18 protein-coding genes are annotated in these 13,380 nt (G+C 66.8%); 7 read left to right on the top strand and 11 right to left on the bottom strand.

What is annotated here, in order from left to right; all coding sequences use genetic code 11:
- Nucleotides 1-99 precede the first annotated feature (99 nt).
- Together G3N96_RS09220 and G3N96_RS09215 are read left to right on the top strand one after the other, a co-directional pair.
- Nucleotides 100-270: a hypothetical protein gene (locus G3N96_RS09220; protein WP_206137012.1), complete on the top strand. Its 171-nt coding sequence runs from the start codon at nt 100-102 to the stop codon at nt 268-270.
- Between the two features lie 14 nt (nt 271-284).
- Nucleotides 285-1,106: an SDR family oxidoreductase gene (locus G3N96_RS09215; protein ID WP_206137011.1), complete on the top strand. Its 822-nt coding sequence runs from the start codon at nt 285-287 to the stop codon at nt 1,104-1,106.
- 222 nt (nt 1,107-1,328) lie between these two features.
- Here G3N96_RS09215 and surE read toward each other — a convergent pair whose 3' ends face one another.
- The 3 genes from surE to G3N96_RS09200 all read right to left on the bottom strand — a co-directional run bounded on the left by surE (nt 1,329) and on the right by G3N96_RS09200 (nt 3,324).
- A complete protein-coding gene (gene surE / locus G3N96_RS09210; protein ID WP_206137010.1) occupies nt 1,329-2,108 on the bottom strand; it encodes a 5'/3'-nucleotidase SurE in 780 nt (259 codons plus the stop codon).
- Nucleotides 2,109-2,288: 180 nt separating this feature from the next.
- A complete protein-coding gene (locus tag G3N96_RS09205) occupies nt 2,289-2,597 on the bottom strand; it encodes an AzlD family protein (RefSeq protein ID WP_175010822.1) in 309 nt (102 codons plus the stop codon).
- Complete coding sequence (locus G3N96_RS09200) at nt 2,590-3,324, bottom strand: AzlC family ABC transporter permease (RefSeq protein ID WP_206137009.1); 735 nt, start codon at nt 3,322-3,324, stop codon at nt 2,590-2,592. Before G3N96_RS09200 ends, G3N96_RS09205 begins: the two co-directional genes overlap by 8 nt.
- 124 nt (nt 3,325-3,448) lie before the next feature.
- Between G3N96_RS09200 and G3N96_RS09195 the strand changes: the two genes are divergently transcribed.
- The 3 genes from G3N96_RS09195 (at nt 3,449) to G3N96_RS09185 (ending at nt 5,546) form a co-directional block, all read left to right on the top strand.
- Entirely contained in the window at nt 3,449-3,907 is a 459-nt protein-coding gene (locus G3N96_RS09195) for an Lrp/AsnC family transcriptional regulator (RefSeq protein WP_012365188.1), read from the top strand.
- Between the two features lie 231 nt (nt 3,908-4,138).
- Nucleotides 4,139-4,708, top strand: a complete 570-nt coding sequence (locus tag G3N96_RS09190; RefSeq protein ID WP_069252831.1) for a hypothetical protein — start codon at nt 4,139-4,141, stop codon at nt 4,706-4,708.
- Between the two features lie 136 nt (nt 4,709-4,844).
- Nucleotides 4,845-5,546 carry a YebB family permuted papain-like enzyme gene (locus G3N96_RS09185; RefSeq protein ID WP_206137008.1) on the top strand — a complete coding sequence of 234 codons (702 nt, stop codon included), beginning with the start codon at nt 4,845-4,847 and terminating at the stop codon, nt 5,544-5,546.
- Between the two features lie 103 nt (nt 5,547-5,649).
- Here G3N96_RS09185 and G3N96_RS39170 read toward each other — a convergent pair whose 3' ends face one another.
- The 5 genes from G3N96_RS39170 to G3N96_RS09160 all read right to left on the bottom strand — a co-directional run bounded on the left by G3N96_RS39170 (nt 5,650) and on the right by G3N96_RS09160 (nt 8,924).
- Nucleotides 5,650-5,886, bottom strand: coding sequence for a hypothetical protein (locus G3N96_RS39170; protein ID WP_241022559.1), 237 nt, complete (start codon nt 5,884-5,886; stop codon nt 5,650-5,652).
- 2 nt (nt 5,887-5,888) lie between these two features.
- A complete protein-coding gene (locus G3N96_RS09175) occupies nt 5,889-6,521 on the bottom strand; it encodes a LysE family translocator (RefSeq protein ID WP_206137007.1) in 633 nt (210 codons plus the stop codon).
- A 210-nt stretch (nt 6,522-6,731) separates the two neighbouring features.
- The gene (locus G3N96_RS09170; RefSeq protein ID WP_206137006.1) at nt 6,732-7,601 is read right to left on the bottom strand and encodes a hypothetical protein; all 870 of its coding nucleotides are present in this window, start codon (nt 7,599-7,601) and stop codon (nt 6,732-6,734) included.
- A 108-nt stretch (nt 7,602-7,709) separates the two neighbouring features.
- Entirely contained in the window at nt 7,710-8,042 is a 333-nt protein-coding gene (locus G3N96_RS09165) for a DUF2322 family protein (RefSeq protein WP_206137005.1), read from the bottom strand.
- A 180-nt stretch (nt 8,043-8,222) separates the two neighbouring features.
- Nucleotides 8,223-8,924: a flavin reductase family protein gene (locus tag G3N96_RS09160; RefSeq protein WP_206137004.1), complete on the bottom strand. Its 702-nt coding sequence runs from the start codon at nt 8,922-8,924 to the stop codon at nt 8,223-8,225.
- A gap of 226 nt (nt 8,925-9,150) precedes the next feature.
- Here G3N96_RS09160 and G3N96_RS09155 point away from each other — a divergent pair, with 226 nt between their 5' ends.
- Together G3N96_RS09155 and G3N96_RS09150 are read left to right on the top strand one after the other, a co-directional pair.
- A complete protein-coding gene (locus tag G3N96_RS09155) occupies nt 9,151-9,477 on the top strand; it encodes a thioredoxin family protein (protein ID WP_039369742.1) in 327 nt (108 codons plus the stop codon).
- Nucleotides 9,478-9,487: 10 nt separating this feature from the next.
- Nucleotides 9,488-9,907: a secondary thiamine-phosphate synthase enzyme YjbQ gene (locus G3N96_RS09150; protein ID WP_124580541.1), complete on the top strand. Its 420-nt coding sequence runs from the start codon at nt 9,488-9,490 to the stop codon at nt 9,905-9,907.
- Nucleotides 9,908-9,960: 53 nt separating this feature from the next.
- Here the strand turns inward: G3N96_RS09150 and atsR are convergent, their stop codons facing one another.
- From atsR to G3N96_RS09135, 3 genes are read right to left on the bottom strand one after another with little or no spacing between them, the layout of a single operon-like run.
- Entirely contained in the window at nt 9,961-11,781 is a 1,821-nt protein-coding gene (gene atsR, locus G3N96_RS09145) for a hybrid sensor histidine kinase/response regulator AtsR (protein WP_206137003.1), read from the bottom strand.
- Nucleotides 11,778-12,281: a molybdopterin-dependent oxidoreductase gene (locus G3N96_RS09140; RefSeq protein WP_089446952.1), complete on the bottom strand. Its 504-nt coding sequence runs from the start codon at nt 12,279-12,281 to the stop codon at nt 11,778-11,780. Before G3N96_RS09140 ends, atsR begins: the two co-directional genes overlap by 4 nt.
- Nucleotides 12,282-12,323: 42 nt before the next feature.
- Nucleotides 12,324-13,202 carry a helix-turn-helix domain-containing protein gene (locus tag G3N96_RS09135; RefSeq protein WP_206137002.1) on the bottom strand — a complete coding sequence of 293 codons (879 nt, stop codon included), beginning with the start codon at nt 13,200-13,202 and terminating at the stop codon, nt 12,324-12,326.
- Between the last annotated feature and the right edge of the window lie 178 nt (nt 13,203-13,380).

The raw sequence follows: 13,380 nt of genomic DNA, 5'->3' as shown, positions 1-13,380 counted from the left end.
CCCCGGGGATCTGTCCTTGGGCCGCGCGGCGGGGACCCCATGCACCAACGCGGTGACTGCTTCGGCGGCTCACATGCAAACGGGGCACGACAGCAGGCGATGGTCTCCGTCCCGGCCAGCAGATCGCTCGTCCCGCTCCGGCTCGGCATCGAATGGATCCGGCACCTGACGGCCGGCCGCTTCGGCTTGACCGATTCAATCCCGGTGGTGGTCGCCGTCACGGTCGTGTCATGGGGCGTCGTCGCGCTTATGATGCGGGAACGCCACTGACAGGGTTCCCCGATATGGACGCGCCGCTCCCGCCGATGTCTGCCCCGATTTCCGAAACGGAACCTGAAACCGAAACCGTCGCCGAGCCGCGCGCGTCGCGCGTGCATCGGCCGGTCGCGCTCGTCACCGGATCGACGTCGGGGATCGGCGCGGCGATCGCGCGCCGCCTGGCGGCGGACGGCTACGCGGTGATCCTGCATTCGCGCCGCTCGGCCGACGTGGGACGTGCGATGGCGCGCGAACTCGGCGGAGCTTATGTGCAGGCCGATCTCGCGGACGATACCGAGCGTGTGCGGTTGATCCGCGAGGCCGTTGCCGTGCATGGGCGGCTCGACGTGCTCGTCAACAATGCGGGCGTCAGCCGCGTGATTCCGCATGACGATCTCGCTGCGGCGACGCCCGACGTGTGGCGCGAGATGCACGAGATCAATGTGATCGCGCCGTTCCGGCTCGTCGCCGAGGCGGAGGCTGCGCTGCGCGAGGCGGCGTCGCACGGGCGGGCCGGGTGCGTGGTGAACGTCAGCTCGCATGCGGGCGTGCGGCCGAAAGGCGCGTCGATTCCGTATGCGGCGGCGAAGGCGGCGCTCAATCACACGACGCGGCTGCTCGCGAAAACGCTCGCACCGGCGATTCGCGTCAATGCGGTCGCGCCGGGGCTCGTCGATACGCCGCTCACGGCCGACTGGACCGACGCGCAGCAGCTCTGGCGCGAGCGCGCGCCGATGCGCCGTGCGGCGACACCGGACGACATCGCGCAGACGGTCGCGATGCTCGTCGCGTCCGACTATGTGACGGGCGAGATCGTGATGCTCGACGGGGGAATGAATCTGACGTGAAGCGGTGAAGCGCCGAAGCACCGAGGCACCGAGGCACCGAGGCACCGAGGCACCGAGGCACCGAAGCGCCGAAGCGCCGAAGCGCCGAGGCACCGAAGCACCGAAGCACCGAAGCACCGAAGCACCGAAGCGCCGAAGCGCCGAAGGCGGATGCGGCCGCGCACCCGCGCGCAGGTGTCACACGCGCGACTACCGCGGCCGCTTGCTTGCCGAGCGACGCGATCAGCCGAGGCGCGACCGCAGTTGCGCGAGTGCCTGATCGTGCGTGCGCTCGAACTTCAGCGGCGTGACGGCGACATACCCTTCGGCGAGCGCGACCGTTTCCGAATCCGCATCGTCGTCGCGCGGCGCGCGGGAGAGCTTCAGCCAGTGATACTCGAAGTCGCGCGGGTCACGCCCCGACACGATCTCGACGCCCTGCAGCGTGCCGGCGCCCTGGTTCGTCACCTTCAGGCCGCGCACGTCCTGCGCGGGCCGCGGCGGGAAATTCACGTTCAGGCACGCGTCGCTGTCCCAGCCGGCGGCCACGAGCCGGCGAATGACGTCCGGCGCAAGCGCGCGTGCCGTGTCCCACGGCACCGCGTTGCGATCGGTGAAGGCCTGGCTCAGCGCGATGGCCGGCACGCCGACCAGCATGCTCGTCATCGCGGCGCCCACCGTGCCGGAAAACACCGTTTCGGTGCCGAGGTTCCCGCCGCGATTCACGCCGGACAGCACGATGTCGGGCCGTGCGCCCTTCATCAGGTGGCTGGTCGCGATGGCGACGCAATCGCCGGGCGTGCCGCGCACCGCGAAGCGGCGTTCGCCCTTGCGATGCACGCGCAGCGGCTCGTGCAGGCTCAGCGAGTGCGACGTGCCGCTCTGGTCTTCCGCCGGTGCGACGATCCACACTTCGCGCGCCAGTTGCGTGGCGACCTGTTCGAGCACGTCAAGGCCGGGGGCGTCGATTCCGTCGTCGTTGGTGAGCAGGACGCGGTCGAACAGCGGGCGGGTTTCTTGCATCGGGACGATCCTCGCGGAGTTGGGCGATGAGAGGGGAGTGCAGCGTGGCGCAAGCCACAAGGCTAGCATTCCCGCGTGAGGATCGTCGTGTCGCGCGAAGGGCGAGGATGTGAAAACGGGCGCATCGCGCGCCCGTTCGTCGGTGGCCGTGCCGCGGCGTGCGCGGCGGGTCGGAACCGTTCAGCCGAGCAGGTGCCGCAGCAGGCCGGCCGACACGACGCCGACGATGACGGTCGGCAGGATCGACAGGCGCGTCGCCGCGATCAGCGTGATGGCCAGCGCGAGCAGGTCGGCCGGGCGCGTCGACACGAAGGCCGGCGCGATCACCGAGATCAGCACGCAGCCGGGCACGTTCTCCATCACCGACGCCATCCGCGGGCTCAGCGTGCGGTTGCGCAGCAGCACGTAGCCGAGGATGCGGGACAGATACGTCGTCGACGCCATCAGCACGATCGTCGCGACCGTGCTGAAATCCGGAAGCTCAGGCATCGCGCGGCTCCCACAGCAGCGCGGCAATCAGCCCCGCGCAGGCGCCGGCCGCGACGTACCATGCGCCGGGCACGGCCAGATGCGTGGCCGCTGCGACCACGAGGCTCACGAACCACGGGCGGCTCGCGCGCATCCCTTTCCACATCCCGCGCAGCAGCACCAGAAACACGGCCGTGAACGCCATGTCGAAGCCATATTGCTCGACGTTGCCGATCGTCGGGCCGACGGCCGCGCCGAGCGTGGTCATCGAGATCCACGTCAGGTAGAGCCCGATGCAGATGCCCGCGTAATAGGGCACGCTGATGTGCGTGGCCGAGCGGGCCCGGGCGTCGGCGAGCGACATCGCCCAGCTTTCGTCGCACATGAAGAACAGCGCGAAGAACGCGCGGCGGCGCGGCAGGCGGCGGATATACGGCTCGAATGCGGCGCCCATCAGGATGTGGCGCGAATTCACGAGGAACGACATCGCGACGATCAGCGCGATGTGCGGCGGCGATGACCACAGATGGATCGCCGCGAATTCGGAGCCGCCGCCGAAGTTCATGCCGGTCATCATCGGCACTTCGAACAGGCTCAGCCCTTTTTGCGCGGCCTGCGCACCCAGCACGAGCGCGAACGGCACGAAACCCAGCATGACGGGCAGCGCCGCGCGCAATCCGCGGCCCATCTCGGCGACATAGGCGGGCTTGTCGCGAAGCCCTGACGACGTTGAAACGCTACTGCTCATTACTCCTCCTTCGGGGGAGGAATTGTCTGCTTTTTTGACTCGAATCGGGTTGCGTTGTGGCCAGATTTTTCTCAGAATTTGGCATTGAACGCGTGATTTGAAAATTTTTTGGAATCGGATGCCAATGAAACTTGACGCCATCGACCGCCGGATCCTGAGCGCGCTCCAGCGCGACGGCCGCATGCAGAACGTGGAGCTCGCGCACGAGGTCGGGCTGTCGCCGTCGCCGTGCCTGCGGCGCGTGCGGCTCCTCGAGGAAGCCGGCGTGATCGAGAAATACGTGGCCGTGCTGAATCCCGCGAAAGTCGGCAAGGGGCTGACGATCTTCACGCGCGTGTGGCTGAAGGGGCAGGACGCGGAATCGGTGAACCGTTTCGCCGAGGCCGTCCAGCAGATGCCGGAAGTCGTCGAATGCCACCTGATGGCGGGCGACTGTGATTTCCTGCTGCGCGTCGTCGCGGCCGACATCGACGATTACCGGCGCTTCCAGATGGAAACCCTCACGCGCATTCCGGGTGTGCTGAGCGTGAAGACCGACATCCCGATGCAGAAGGTCAAGCTCACGTCGGCGCTACCGACCTAGCATGACGCAAGGGCGTGGCCACGCGACGACGACGGGTCGACGAACGGTCACGGCTCGGTGACAATCGTCCGATAGACTGACGAATCACGCCGCTTCGAACCGGTTGCCCGGGCAATTGCGCGACGTTCGATGCGCAAGCAACTAACGGTCGATGTCGGCGTGATCGGGCGGGCGGCGCTGCGCGCCGGGTCGTGCGCGGATGCGAATGCGTTTCTTCTTGTCGGGCCATTCATGCAGCCAATCAACACACCGTGGAATTCGCTGGAAATCGTCAAGCTCGTGCTGGGCGTGCTGACGCCGTTGTCGGTCGCGTGTCTCGGCTGGCTCGTCGCACGCCGGCTGAAGCGGCTCGAACTCGTGCAGTGGACCAACCAGCGATTGATCGAGAAGCGGCTCGCGCTGTACGACGCGGTCGCGCCGCAGCTCAATGCGCTGCTGTGCTTCTACACGTGGATCGGCTACTGGAAGGACATTTCGCCGGACGACGTGATCCGCGCGAAGCGTGACCTCGACCGCACGTTCCATATCTACCGCTACCTGTTCGACGACGACGTGTACGACGCGTATCACACGTACATCCACGCGCTGTTCGACGTGCATACGGGCCCGGGCCGCGATGCGCGGATCCGTTCGCTGGTCCAGGCGCCCGACGGCGATCGCAGCGTGCACGGCTCGTATGAATGGAAGCCGGCGTGGTCGGACCGTTTCGCGACCGCGAATGTCGTGCCGAAGGACGACGTGCTGCGGTACTACACGCAGTTGATGGAGCGGCTGCGCGTGGCGCTGGGCGCGACCCGCTGAAGGCCGCGCGGCGTTTGCGCACCGGTATCGAAATTCGCCACCCGGCGGCGCGGATACCCGCCCTTGCGCAAGAAGCGGGTGCGGTGCGCGGCTGCTGCTGACATGCTCGCGCCATCCCCACTCGCGCGAGGTCCGTATGGTTGTCGATACCGGCTGCCGGCCGCTCATGATCCGTTCGCCCGAAGCGGGCCGGCGGCGTCTCTTCTCCGTGGGTTCACACGATCCGCATGACATGCGGTGGCCGATCGAGCCGGAGATCGGCGACATCGTCTTCATCCGCGTGACCGTGCGGCCGTTTCTCGAAGTGGCGAGCGCGACGCGGTCGTGGACGAATCACGTCGGGATCGTGGTCGGCGAGCGCGGCGGCGAGCCGTTGATTGCGGAGAGCACGTTTCCGCTATCGCGCGTCACGACGATGTCGCGGTTTCTTGCGCGCTCCGATCGCGGCGCGTGCGTGATCGCGCGGCTGAAGCAGCCGCTCGATGCCGCGCAGCGGCGCCGGCTTGTTGACGCGGCGATGCGCCGGATCGGCGTGGTCTACGACACGGGGTTCAATCTTGCGTCGCGCAGGCAGTTTTGCTCGCGGTTCGTGCGCGAAGTCGTGCGCGATGCGACGCGGATCGTGCTCGGCGACGTCGAGACCTTCGACATGCTGCTGCGCCGGAATCCCGATCATCCGCTCGGCTTCTGGCGGATCTGGTACTTCGGCCGGATTCCGTGGCGCCGCCGCACGGTGACGCCGGCGAGTTTGCTGGGGAGCGGGGCGTTGCGGGTGGTGGCGGATACGCGCAAGCACGTTGAGAACGTGTCCGAAGGTGACGATCCGGACAGCGTCTGACTCAAGCGAGCGCGATCACGAACCTTTTGTCACCGCCCGATGCCTGCTTGAGCGGCGTATCGAGTGTTGGCGCACGCCGGCTCGCCACGAACGCGAGCCGGTGTTACTCCACAGTGGGCGCGCTCGTTTCCGTGCCTTCCACGATATCGGTCGGCGTTACGCCGGCTGCTCGACGAGCAGCAAGCGTTACGTCGAGCGTTGCAAATTCCTCGCGGTTCAGTCGATCGTATTCAGCACGCAACTCGGGGTCGGACAATGCGCGTTTGCGCAGATCTTCATACGTTCCCATATCAAACCTCATCAATTCGATTGCACCGGCGTGATTTGCCGGCAGGTTCACGACTACTGCCGCCCCGCCACCGCCAACCGCGCCGCCAGCCCCACGAACACCGACCCGAGCAGATACTGCGGCACCTTCGACGGGCGGCGGCGCGCGCCGATCCGCTGGCTCAGCCGGCTCGCGGACAGAATGACCGCGCCGTTCACGATGAGGCCGATCAGGTTCAGCACCGTCGCGAGCACGAGAATCTGCACGGCGATCGAACCGTGTTCGGGCCGCACGAATTGCGGAAACAGTGCGAGCACGAACAGCGCCATCTTCGGGTTCAGCAGGTTCGTCGTCAGCCCCTGGCGGAAAATCGCCGCGCTCGAGTGGCGACGCGGCGACGCGACGGGCGACAGCGCGGTCGCATCCGAACGGAACGTCTTCCACGCGAGATACAGCAGATAGGCCGCGCCCGCGAAGCGCACGACGTCATAGGCGAGCGGCACCGCGACGAACAGCTGCGACAGCCCGAGCGCGGCCGCCAGCGCGTGGCAGTAGGTGCCGGCCTGGATGCCCGCGAGTGTCGCGAAGCCGGCACGGCGGCCCTGGCTCACGCTGCGGGACGCGATCAGCAGCATGTCGGGGCCCGGCGTGGCGGTCAGCGCGAGACACGTGCCGGAGAACAGCGCGAGCGTGGAGAGGTCGATCATGGGCGTCCCTTTTGTAGATGAAGCGTAAAAGGGAGGTCAGTTTAGGAGGGCGCGCGAGGTGGGTCAATCGAACGAACGGACGATGGTCTGGCGGGCCGTCGAGGCCGATCGTCAACCCAGATGCGCTGCCTGCGGCACGCCGATCGTGCCCGACGCTGCATCAACGGCATACGCCCATGCAGCGCGTTGCGTGCGCGATCGCCGCACGGCTCAAGGCTTGCGGCAGGCCACCTGATAATCGATCACGGTGTTTGCCGACGGCTTGTCCGGCTCGCCGCCGACCGTCGTCACGCCGAGCACGCCGGCCGCACTCCGGTAGCGCAGCGCGCAATAGCCCATGCCGGTGCCCGAACAGGCTTCGGCTTCGATGATGCCGTTCTTCGCGAGCGTCGCCGCGCCGTCCATCGCATCCGGCTTCTCGCGCGGGCGCAGCGGTTGCCAGCCTTTCGCGATCAGGATGCGGCGCGCGACGTCGAGCGGCTTGCCGTACACGTTGGGCACGACCGCGCGGCCCTGGCAGTAAGCGCTTTCAGCAGCGACGCGGGTCAGGCGCAGGCCGCCGTTCTCTTCGTGAAGTTCGCCGACGGGCGGCGCCGGGCCGTCGCCGCCCCAGACCAGCAGCGCGCCGCTTTCCAGCCGATCGGCCGTGCCGAGTTGCCAGCCCGCCTTGCGCGCCGTGTAGCCGAGCGCGACGAGCGTCGTGCCGTCGAACACGCCGACGTTCCCGTTGCGTGCGAAACAGATCGCGCTCGTGCCGGCGCTGAATCCGCTCGCGAACGTGACGGCCGTGTAGCGGCCGAGCGGTGCTTCTGAAGTCACGATCCAGTCGCGTTTCGCGACTTCGCGGCCGGCCGCGGTGGTCGTCTTTGCGCGGTATTGCGTGCAGAACGGGGCGAGCGAACCGTTCTCCGGCGAGTGCGGCAGCACGCCGAGCGGTACCAGTGACGCGCCCGAGATATCGGAGGTCGTACGCAGCGTTTCGGCCGATGCCGTGCCGCCGAACGCGGCACATGCAACGGCCGCGATCGAAACGATCGAAGCAAGGCGGCGGGCAAACTGCAACGCAACGAAACGGCACACGCAGGCTGTCTCCGGAAAAAGGGATACGGGCGCGATGATCGCGGGTTTTCGCCCGCGTGTCACGATCGCGCGCACCGGCCGGCAGCGTACCCGCGTGCCGCCGACGCCTCAGCCCTTCGCGACGACGTCGATCCGCAGCGCTTCGCCGCCGTCGACGATCGCCAGCAGGCGATCGACGTTCGGATGCGCGCCCGGGCGGTTGCGTGCGTCGGCCGTATGTTCGGCGAACACCGCGAGGCCGTGCTCGGCCGCTTTCGCGTCGAGCGTGCCGAATGCCTGCTTCAGGTAGTGGTACACCGCGAGCGAGCCTTGCTTACCCGGCTGGTTCTCGATGGTCGCGACCACGTCGCCGTTCGCGCCGACGAGATCGATGTGCGCGACGCCGTCGATGGCCGGCAGTTGCGCGAGGTTGTCCTTGAATACTGGGGTCGGTTGAATCACTGAAAACACTCCGTCGGTTCGGTCAGGGGCCAATGAGCATGGCCGGCCGTATCTTATCCGATCGGCCTCTGCGCGCCGGCCGTGCGCCACGCCAGCGCCGCGCCATCGTCCGGCGGCAACGATGCGGTTCAGGCATACGCGGTCGTTGCCCCAACGTGCCGGCCATTGTGCTCCACGCCACTAACGCCCCGCGCCGGCCGTCACGCCCGCGTCGCGCGAGCGCTCGATATCGGGGCTGCGATACGCGCGCTCGGGAATCTCGGCCAGCCGCGATGCATGCACCTGATGCGGCGTAAGGCCGTAGAACTTCTGGAAACTCATGATCAGCGGCGACCACTTGTCCGGATCGATGCGGTCCGCATGCCCATCCATCAGCAGGTCGGGATGCACGTGCACGCGCTGGATGCGCAACTCGAACACGCGGATGTGGCCACGCACGTCGGGCGTTTCCTCACCGATCCCGTGCGTGGCCGCGACGACCGCTTCCATATGCACCGGGCATTCGAGCGCGCGCGGCGGCGCGACGGTTTGCGAGACCGCCTCGGTGAGCCCGGCCGTGCCGAACTTGTCGGGTTCGTACACGTAGCCCTTCGCGCGCTTGCCGTCCGGCACCGGGTAGGTGCCCGTCGTGCGCGCGATCCGGTCGACCGCGTGCGCCTGTGCCGACGACGGCAGGTTCAGTACGCACTCGCCGGAGCGCAGCAGGTTGCGGGTGGTCTGCGAACTGGCGGCGATGCCGATCACGCCGCGCCAGCCGAGCCAGAACGCGGACGAGATCGGCGCGAGATTGGCCGTGCCGTCTTCGTTCAGCGTGCTGACCAGCACGACGGGCGTGCCGAAATAGAGGATGTTCGGTTCGGTGACGCAATGCGGAGCGTTCATGATCGGTGCCTTCGTTGAGGGATCAGTCCGCATGCTGATCCTGTCGCGACGGCGTGGCGCTCCGATTCTTGTCGTGTCATTCCGGAGCGGCAGGAATGGCATTTGCGCCGGGCAGGAGCGCCCGGCATCGCGCGCGCTTTTCCGCTACAGTAAGAGATCGCAGGCCGCGCCCGCCGCGTCACACGGGCACGCGCGGCCCTGTTCCGCCAACGCACACGAGGGCCTGATGGATACCGAGCAACGCTACACCGCCAACGCGCCGACACGCGCGGAAGTCGACGCACTGGGCGGCCCGACCGTCATCGAATTCGGCGCGAACTGGTGCGGGATCTGCGCGGGCGCGCAACCGGCGATCGTCGCGTCGTTTTCCGCGCATCCCGCCGTGCGGCACCTGAAGATCGAGGATGGCCCGGGCCGCCCGCTCGGCCGCTCGTTCGGCGTGAAGCTGTGGCCCACCCTGGTGTTCCTGCGCGATGGTGTCGAAGTCGCGCGCGTCGTGCGCCCCGCCGACGCGAAGCAGATCGAAGCCGACGGCTTCGCCGCGCTGGCCTGAGGTCACGACGATGCAACAGGCGATCACGCATATCGGTATCGACACGCGCGGCAGCGGCCTCGTCGAATTCACGTCGCAGGTGCGCGCGTTCGTCGACCAGCAGGCCATCGGTACCGGCCTGCTCACCGTATTCTGTCGCCATACCTCGGCGTCGCTGCTGATCCAGGAGAATGCCGATGCGTCGGTGCAGCGCGACATCGAGCGCTACTTCGCGACGCTCGCGCCCGAGGACGCCACGCGCTACGAGCACGACACCGAAGGCACCGACGACATGCCGGCGCATCTGCGCACGGCGCTCACGCAGGTGCAATTGTCGATTCCGGTCGAGCAGGGGCGCATGGTGCTCGGCACGTGGCAGGGGATTTACCTGTTCGAGCATCGCCGCGCGGCGCACCGCCGCGACATCGTGCTGCACCTGATCGGCGAGTAAGCGGCAACCAGCGCAACAAGCGGCAACAAGCGGCGCATCGCCGGCACACCGGCTCAGGCGAGCAGCTTCTCGACGAGCGCGCCGAGTTCGCGCAGGTGGACGGGCTTCGGCAAGAATGCGTCGAATACCTGCTTGTTCTCGCGCAGCGCAGCCGATTCATATGCGCTGACGCCGAGGATCGCCGGATGCCGGCCGTGGTCGTCGGGTACCGCGACCGTGCGAATGCGCCGCGCGACTTCGAAGCCGCTCAAGTCCGGCAGTTCGAGATCGATCACGACGATGTCGTAATGGCCCGTGCCGAAGCGCGCGACGCCTTCCTGCCCGTTGCCGCACAGCTCGGCGTCGATGCCGAGCGCCGACAGCATCGCACCGAGCGTTTCGCGCGCGTTGTCGTCGTCGTCGACCACCAGCGCGCGCCAGTCGCGGTGCACGGATGCGTGCGGCAGCGCGAGCGCGTCGCCGGCCGCGTGGCCGGCGGTGTCGATGCCGGGCACTTCGGCCGGCAGCGTCACGACGAACTCGCTGCCTTCGCCCACGACGCTGCGCACGTCCACATGCCCGCGCAGCGTCGTCACGATTTCGCGCACGACGGCGAGCCCCATGCCGATCCCGTCCACATGCAGCCCGACCGCGTCGTTCGCGCGATAGAACGGCTCGAAGATCTTCGACAGGTGCGACTTCGCGATGCCGGTGCCCGTGTCGCGCACCGCGATCTTCAATTGCTGGCCGGCCGGCGCGTCGGCGAGTGTGATCGACACGTCGATCGACCCGCCGAGCGTGTACTTGACCGAGTTCTCGATCAGGTTCGACAGCACCTGGCGCAGCAGCTTGCGATCCGAACGGATCGTGAGGTCGTGCGGCTCGACCTGCTGCGCGATCGCGATCCGCTTGGCCGCGATCTTCTCGCGCAACGGGTCGAGCACCTCGGCGAGCAGCGACGCCATGCCGACGGTTTCCCGTTCGGCGAGGCGCTTCGTCGAGCGCAGCTTGATGTAGTCGGTCAGATCCTTGACGAGCGCCTCGAGCGACAACGCGGAATTCTGCAGCCGCCGGATCGTCTTCAGGTTCGCCTCCGACTGAGGGCGCGCGAGCAGGATCTCGACCGATCCGCAGATCGCCTGCAGCGGCGTGCGCAACTCGTGGCTGACCATCCCGAGGAACGCGTTCTTTGCCTCGATCATTTCGAACGCGCGGTCGGACGCCTTGCGTTCCGCGTCGAGCGCCGCGTCCTGCCGCTCGAGCAGGTCGTCACGCGTGCGCATCGTATAGAACAGCAGCAGGAACAGCGCGCACAGGATCACGCCGAGCACGATGCCGAGGATCAGGATCGCACGCTGCTTTTCCTTCAGCTGATGGAACGTGAAGTCGCGCTGCGCCATCTCGATCGCGCGGAAATAGTTCGCGAGGCCGTTGACCTTCGGCCAGTACGCATTGACCTCGTCGATGACCTGCTGCGCGCTTTGCGGCGAATCGCGCAGCAACGGGACTTCGCGCTTCAGGCGCGTCATGAATTCGCCGAGCGCGTCGATCTCGTTGCGCGCGCGCGGGATGCGCAGCCAGTATTCGGATACCTCCGACGGCCGCTGCAGAAAACCGAACGACACCGACAGACTGTCGAGCTGCATCTGCACGTGATTGAAGTCGTCGTCCTGGTGCGTCGCGTAGAGGATCAGTTGCCGGTCGAACCGCGTATAGACGTTGCGGTATTGCGCGGCGGTCCAGAACACGCCTTCGCGCGGCCCTTCGAGCACGCCCTCGTTGACCGAGGTGGCGAGGAGGTCCCACAGCAGGAACGCCCACGCGGCGAACCCCATGATCCACAGCGTGCCGAGGACCAGGATGATTTTTCTATTTTTCCATCGCCGGCGTTTCATTTCACCGTCAGGCCGATGATCTGCCACGCGAACTTGGCTTCGCCGAGCGGCGTCTTCAGTTCATCGGGATACTGGTCGCGCGGGTACATGATCCACAGCGGGCCGTAGTTGTCGTTGCCGAGCACCTTGCCGTTCATCGTCCGCGCGAGGATCACGCCGTAGCGATCGGCGTCGGACACCGGAATCGTGAACGTGTACTCGTCGATGCAGCGGAACTCGATCTGCGTGCCGTGCGCGCCGACGGTCTTCAGGATGTCGGACAGGCGCGGGCCGGTGAAGGCCGCTTTCGGCGTCCAGCTGGTCGACGTGACGATCGTGTGCTGCGGCAGCGCCATCAGCGCCTGCTCGGAAAACACGTACGCCGTCTTGCCTTGCTGGTTGTGCTTGTCGATCTTGCCGTCGACGGTGAACGTGAACGACGAAGCGGCCCAGGTCGCGGCGGCCATGCCGAGCAGGCAGGCCGTCAGCAGGCGCTTGGTCCAGATGGTCGAGATTCGCATGGGTTGCCCTCGGTCGTGCGGTGGTGATGTGTCGTCGTGGTCTCAGTTCGCGGCGGCGGCGGTGGCTGCCGGCAGCGTGATCTTCAGTTCGCGCGCCACTTCGGCGAACAGGATCGGCAGGCGCACCGGCTTTTCCTCGCAGCGCGCGTTGTAGTGCGACACGATATGCGCGATCTCGTCCTCGCTGGCTTCGCCGGTCGAGATCTTGCCGGTCAGCAGGAAGATCGGCGCGCCGCTGTTCTCGCTCGAGCGGATGCCGCGCACGAGTTCGGCGGCGGTCTGGTCGCCGAGCATCCAGTCGAGGATGTAGCCGTCGAAATCCTCCACCTCCAGTGCCTTGCGGAACGCCGCGCCGTCGAAGTACGGAATCGCGTTCACGCCTTTTTCGATGAAATATTCACATACCGTTTCGGCGACATCCTGCGAATCGTCGACCACGGCGATGCGCGCCGCATACACGTTCGGTTGGGCCGAGCGCAGCTCGATGACGTCGACCGGATACGTGCGGCCCTCGCGCGCGTGCTGACGCTCGGTGATCAGCCATTCGCCCTGCCACTGCAGCGCGACGAAATCCGTCTCGCTCTGGCTGCTGGCCTTGGTCGAGATCGCGGCGCGGCAGCGAAAGCGCCGCGACTCGATCACGAGCGTCGCGTCGATCATCTCGGCGGCGGGCGGCTGCGTGCCCTTGTCGTCGAGCAGGATCGCGGGCGGCACGCCGAAGTGCGTCGCGATGTCCTGCAACTGCGACAGGTTCCACGGGATCAGGCCTTTCATCTTACGCGTGACGACCGAGAAGCTCAGGCCGAGCACGTTCGCGATCGTCGTGTTGTGACTTCGCGGCGGAATCCCGTTCCGGTTCAGTAGGTCGCGCACCTTGTTGGCGGTGATCAGATCGACGTTGGCCTGCTCGCTGTTGGACATCTCGATGGGGTCTCCAGGGGTTTTTGGCGAGGGTGAGCATATCAAAACTGACGTGTCATGCAAGCTTTGAAAAAGCGAATGACCTTGACATGCCTTTTTTCTTCATTATTATTGCTCACCACGTCACTATTGTTTGTCGCGTCATGTTTGGAGATCGATACCGGCCCCAGCCGGAACA

The organism is Burkholderia sp. Se-20373, assembly GCF_017104705.1.
Classification (GTDB): Bacteria; Pseudomonadota; Gammaproteobacteria; order Burkholderiales; family Burkholderiaceae; genus Burkholderia.
The sequence above is the reverse complement of the archived record's forward strand: the minus strand, read 5'-3'. Positions and strand labels throughout refer to the sequence as shown.

Bases quoted from the DNA above. Each gene is read 5' to 3' on its own strand.
- G3N96_RS09220 (WP_206137012.1), top strand. From the start codon at position 100: ATGGTCTCCGTCCCGGCCAGCAGATCGCTCGTCCCGCTCCGGCTCGGC.
- G3N96_RS09215 (WP_206137011.1), top strand. From the start codon at position 285: ATGGACGCGCCGCTCCCGCCGATGTCTGCCCCGATTTCCGAAACGGAA.
- surE (WP_206137010.1), bottom strand. From the start codon at position 2,108: ATGCAAGAAACCCGCCCGCTGTTCGACCGCGTCCTGCTCACCAACGAC.
- G3N96_RS09205 (WP_175010822.1), bottom strand. From the start codon at position 2,597: ATGCCTGAGCTTCCGGATTTCAGCACGGTCGCGACGATCGTGCTGATG.
- G3N96_RS09200 (WP_206137009.1), bottom strand. From the start codon at position 3,324: ATGAGCAGTAGCGTTTCAACGTCGTCAGGGCTTCGCGACAAGCCCGCC.
- G3N96_RS09195 (WP_012365188.1), top strand. From the start codon at position 3,449: ATGAAACTTGACGCCATCGACCGCCGGATCCTGAGCGCGCTCCAGCGC.
- G3N96_RS09190 (WP_069252831.1), top strand. From the start codon at position 4,139: ATGCAGCCAATCAACACACCGTGGAATTCGCTGGAAATCGTCAAGCTC.
- G3N96_RS09185 (WP_206137008.1), top strand. From the start codon at position 4,845: ATGGTTGTCGATACCGGCTGCCGGCCGCTCATGATCCGTTCGCCCGAA.
- G3N96_RS09175 (WP_206137007.1), bottom strand. From the start codon at position 6,521: ATGATCGACCTCTCCACGCTCGCGCTGTTCTCCGGCACGTGTCTCGCG.
- G3N96_RS09160 (WP_206137004.1), bottom strand. From the start codon at position 8,924: ATGAACGCTCCGCATTGCGTCACCGAACCGAACATCCTCTATTTCGGC.
- G3N96_RS09155 (WP_039369742.1), top strand. From the start codon at position 9,151: ATGGATACCGAGCAACGCTACACCGCCAACGCGCCGACACGCGCGGAA.
- G3N96_RS09150 (WP_124580541.1), top strand. From the start codon at position 9,488: ATGCAACAGGCGATCACGCATATCGGTATCGACACGCGCGGCAGCGGC.
- atsR (WP_206137003.1), bottom strand. From the start codon at position 11,781: ATGAAACGCCGGCGATGGAAAAATAGAAAAATCATCCTGGTCCTCGGC.
- G3N96_RS09140 (WP_089446952.1), bottom strand. From the start codon at position 12,281: ATGCGAATCTCGACCATCTGGACCAAGCGCCTGCTGACGGCCTGCCTG.
- G3N96_RS09135 (WP_206137002.1), bottom strand. From the start codon at position 13,202: ATGTCCAACAGCGAGCAGGCCAACGTCGATCTGATCACCGCCAACAAG.